Source organism: uncultured Campylobacter sp., from assembly GCF_938002845.1.
GTDB lineage: Bacteria > Campylobacterota > Campylobacteria > Campylobacterales > Campylobacteraceae > Campylobacter_B.
Genome location: NZ_CALKZP010000043.1, coordinates 1 through 1,143, shown reverse-complemented (window position 1 = coordinate 1,143; position 1,143 = coordinate 1). Strand labels below are relative to the sequence as shown.

The 1,143-nt window shown below is 48.7% G+C and carries 1 protein-coding gene and 1 pseudogene; one reads left to right on the top strand and one right to left on the bottom strand.

Going from position 1 to position 1,143, the window contains the following annotated elements:
* Nucleotides 1-552 (top strand): annotated as a pseudogene (locus Q0224_RS06430) (tRNA (adenosine(37)-N6)-threonylcarbamoyltransferase complex transferase subunit TsaD); the annotation flags it as partial.
* A 171-nt stretch (nucleotides 553-723) separates the two neighbouring features.
* Here Q0224_RS06430 and Q0224_RS06425 read toward each other — a convergent pair.
* On the bottom strand, nucleotides 724-1,143 hold a 420-nt coding region (locus Q0224_RS06425), incomplete at its 5' end, for a hypothetical protein (protein WP_297949976.1).

Genomic DNA, 1,143 nt, shown 5'->3' with positions numbered 1-1,143 from the left:
GCCGCGACGATGGACGATAGCTTCGGCGAGAGCTTTGACAAGGTCGCAAAGATGCTGGGGCTGGGGTATCCTGGCGGCGTAGCGGTCGAAAAGGCGGCTAAAAGCGGGCGCGAGAGGTTTAAATTTACCGTGCCGCTACTGGGCGATGCGCGCACGGCGTATAGCTTCTCTGGGCTAAAAAATCAAGTTCGCGTCGAAACCGAAAAACTTGCTGCAAGCGGGAATTTGGGTGCGCAGGAGATCGCCGATATCTGCTTTGCCTTTGAAAATACGGCCTGTAAGCATATCTTAAACAAGCTAGAAAAGATCTTTGCCCAGCGCAAATTTGAGCGTTTCGGCGTCGTGGGCGGAGCGAGTGCGAACCTAAATCTGCGCTCTCGTCTAAAGGCTTTATGCGATAAATACGGCTGCGAGCTCATCTGTGCGCCGCTGGAGTTTTGCTCCGATAACGCCGCGATGATCGCGCGCGCGGGACGCGAAAAGTACCTGCGCGGCGAGTTTGCGGGGCTTGATCTGCAAGCAAGTCCTAGAAGCGAGCTAACGAGGATTTAGTTTCGGCTTTTGGCTGAAATTTGCTTTTTGGCTCAAATTCGGCGATTATTACCCCAAATTTAGCTTTTTGTGGCGCTGTTGCGAGCGGGTGATGGGGTATAAGACACGGCAAATCTAAATTTCGCGTGATGAGCTAAAAGTGCCAAATTTATAGAATCTAAAATCGTTTCGCTAAAAAAATACCGCGGCAATCGCCGCAAACGCTAAGACTGAATAAATTAAGATTTTGACTATGCTTGTTTTTGCGCCAGCTTTTCGCTCGTAAAATACGCTTAATTTGTATTCCGAGCTCTTAAGCGTGCGCCATGCCGCAAAAATCGCCATCACCAAAAGTAACGAGCAAAATTCTCGCGACGGCAAGCTTCTAAAATCCTCCAAAAATAAAATGGTCGCAAGAAGCGTCGCCAAGCAAAACAGCATAAAAAATATCCAGCTCAAAGCGATGAAAAATACGGCGTCCATTTTGCAATCTATACCGTGATTTTTATATGCTGCGACCCTAAAGCCGATATAAACGGCAAGCAATGCGCAAGATAGTATCGTGAGCGGGTTAAATAGCGCAGAAAGCGTCATTTGGCTCATCTCCGCGCC